Source organism: Dolichospermum sp. LEGE 00246 (genome assembly GCF_015207865.1).
Classification (GTDB): Bacteria; Cyanobacteriota; Cyanobacteriia; order Cyanobacteriales; family Nostocaceae; genus Dolichospermum; species Dolichospermum heterosporum.
The window spans coordinates 1-3,149 of the sequence record NZ_JADEWA010000555.1; the positions used below are offsets into that span (position 1 = coordinate 1).

Here is a 3,149-nt window from a genome sequence, read left to right on the forward strand (position 1 = left end):
TGGCAAACGGCATCAGGCGGGGAACCGTACATCTAAGGTAATACCTGAAAAGCGGATATTATTCGAGCAGTTGTGTTTGCAATTATTCGATTAAGAATCCCCGTGTCTTTAGACCGGGGAGTGTCAATATTCCAGCATAAAACTAAATTGGGGTTTTATCCGGCGAACTGCTTGCAGCAGCGCTTCGCTATCGCTCATCGAGAAACTACAGATTTTATTTTGGACTTGCTATTCTTAAGTGTTTGCGGATATTTCCAAAATGTGACTTGCCTTTTTAATATCTATATGCTGAAATAAGTATTAATTATGATGTCTTTCATGGCAGCATACAAAATTTAACTGGGCTGTGACGTTTTTTAGAAGTTTTGGTGGTGGTCATGACCATGATCTAGATGCCTCTGTAGTTTGCTTGGATGCTAATGGTAAATTAACAGACAAAGAAAACATCATCTACTTTGGTAATCTTCAACATTTATCAGGATCAATCGTCCATACAGGAGACAATTTAACTGGCACTGGTGATGACGAAGTAATCATTATTGATTTACCTCCCATTCCTGCTGATATTGCTAAATTAGTCTTCGTCATCAATATTTACGATTGTATTGCTCGTAAACAAGATTTTACTCAAGTTGACAATGCTTTTGTTAGATTGGTGAATGCAGCTAATAATAAAGAATTAGCTAGATATAACCTCTCTGGGAAAGAGTATAGCGGCATGACAGGATGTCATGCACGATGGACTTGATCATCGGATTCATAGTTTAATGCCTCCTTCTTTTCATGTAGGACAAATTATTTCCATGAATAAAGCTATTCGTCAACATAAATCTAAAACTTAATTACAAATTATTTTCATGTGTATGATTTTGGCGGTGAATGAGTGCGATCGCATGATTAACTTCTGCGGTTTTATGATTCCCCAACTTCAGCAAGAAAGATTGCGAAACTTGAGTCAAGAATTACAATTTGCTATTAATACTAATAATCTCTCGTCAATGGAGTATCACAGTCAGGAAACTAGAAAAGACTGATGAGGTACAGCTATAGTACAAGGTTGTATTCTCGCCATCCAACAAGCCAAAGCCGTTGCACCAAGCCAAACTAATGCCATGTTTGACAAAATCTCTCGGATGTTGAATGCAGCTACAGGTGATGATAGTAATGAAGCAGATCGTTTATGGCGGGAATTACAACCAGATGTATAACATTGGTTAAATCAAGAATTACCCAGTAATAACATTATCACGGGACTTACACGATGAACACCAAAACTAAAATTGACTGTCCGGTTTGTGGGTATAAAGGAATTGAGAGCAACAGTTGTCCTCATTGTGACACTGATGTTTCTCTAATCCGTTCCTTGGCAGAATTACCCCAGCGTCCGAAATCTTGGACAACAAGTATTGCCATTTTCATGCTGATAATAGGCATTACTATTGGTGCAGCAGGTAGTTTTTTTGCCCTGCAAACGGCTATATATACTGCAACAGTTCCTAAACCTACAGTTACTACTACTAATCTCACTCCTCCTGTAATTACTCCTGTAATTCCTAAACCAGCCCCACCACTAGCCACTTATACCGTAAAATCAGGAGATACCCTTAGTAGTATTGCAGGAAAATTTTGTAGTAAATCTACTGATTGGCAATTAATCGTTGCCGCTAATCCTGAATTACAAAAACGGGAAAATCAGTTAGATATAGATCAGGTGTTGAAAATTCCTAGTAGCTGTCAAAGGAAAAGCCCATGAAGATAGTTGAGGTCACTACTTTTCCACCCTTCGGGTTTTGCACGCACGAGTCGTTTTTCATCCCCTGTCTGTAGCACGAAAGACGGAACTGGAGTTTCTGTTTCTCAGGGGCTTTCAAACTTCCCAGTCTTTCTTGTAAAATAGGATTTTTCGACCGAGATTATTGACAATAGAATCAATAAGGGTGGAAATTGATATGTATCTTTTTATGTCTAAGTAGGTGAACACAATAAAACCAAACTGTGTAAAGAAACGTAAAATCGCCCAAACCCTCTTCACTCTTGCCTCTTGCCTTGCCATAACGACAATTTTCAACGCCAACCTACTTAACAGGATTGAAATGGTTACAGAGTTTTGGTTTCAAGGTACGTTGTCCCCCAGTTAGGTTTTTATACAGGTTGATTACCTTTCCTGTCATCTGCGATGATAACATCAAATATGATCAATTTATCCCCCAGTGATAAATCCCCTCTTACAGCTTTCATCCCCGGCTGACAAGACATTGATCCCTAAAAATTTTGGGGATTTTTAGGGATCAATTCCGGGGTTTTTAGCCTATCTTCTTATAAAATATTTAGAAGATTACTGTCAAGGTTGTCAAGAGCGTAATAGCCAAAATTATATTCAAGCCCAAATGTGGTTAATTAAAGCTTATCAAATGGGTGGACAATTACAAAGAGCGATCGCTCTGAGTCAAATTTTGCGTAATCATCCTCATTCCCAAATCAACACTTAGGCTAACAAAATTCTAGCTGTGCTATCTAAAGAGATTTCCCGTGCCTGATCTATCCCCCAACTATCTGATTAGCGTAGAATTACGAGAATTACTCGTACAAAAACTCGGCGTTCTGCAAAAAGACAATGTGTTATTACAGCAGTCTTTGAGAGAACAGCAAATTAAAACTACAGCCCAAACAGAAGATTTATTCTTGGAACTTTTAGAAGTTGCTGATGCCTTAGAAGCTTTATTAGACTATCTAGAAAACAATCCTAGTCCTAGTCCAGAATTTATAGAACGTCTACCCAGATCCATAGGTGCAGTTAATCGCAAGTTTCTCGGTGTTTTAGGAAAGCACCAACTTTTACCTATAGAATTACAAAAAGGAACAGAACCAGATTTTAACTTATGTCGCGTCATTGACCGGGAAGAAAGAACAGATATCCCAGACCAAACAATTACTAAAATTGTCCGTCGCGGATTTCATTTAGGTGAAAAAGTTCTCCGTCCCACAGAAGTCATTACTGCTAAATCAGATAATGGTAATGGAATGGGTAATGGGTAATTGGTAATGGGTAATTGGTAATTGGTAATGGGTAATGGGTAATTGGTAATTGGTAATTGGTAATTAGTAATTGGGAAAATTCTTTCTCCCCCACTCCCCCCACTCCCCCCACT

General features: G+C 38.5%; 4 protein-coding genes. All 4 read left to right on the top strand.

Going from position 1 to position 3,149, the window contains the following annotated elements; genetic code table 11:
- The first annotated feature begins 346 nt into the window (after positions 1-346).
- A complete protein-coding gene (locus IQ228_RS23855) occupies positions 347-748 on the top strand; it encodes a TerD family protein (protein WP_236630476.1) in 402 nt (133 codons plus the stop codon).
- Between the two features lie 109 nt (positions 749-857).
- Positions 858-1,034 carry a hypothetical protein gene (locus IQ228_RS23865; protein WP_160170596.1) on the top strand — a complete coding sequence of 59 codons (177 nt, stop codon included), beginning with the start codon at positions 858-860 and terminating at the stop codon, positions 1,032-1,034.
- Positions 1,035-1,261: 227 nt separating this feature from the next.
- Positions 1,262-1,753, top strand: a complete 492-nt coding sequence (locus IQ228_RS23870) for a LysM peptidoglycan-binding domain-containing protein (RefSeq protein WP_027401289.1) — start codon at positions 1,262-1,264, stop codon at positions 1,751-1,753.
- A 776-nt stretch (positions 1,754-2,529) separates the two neighbouring features.
- Positions 2,530-3,036 carry a nucleotide exchange factor GrpE gene (locus tag IQ228_RS23880; RefSeq protein WP_027401288.1) on the top strand — a complete coding sequence of 169 codons (507 nt, stop codon included), beginning with the start codon at positions 2,530-2,532 and terminating at the stop codon, positions 3,034-3,036.
- Positions 3,037-3,149 lie beyond the last annotated feature (113 nt).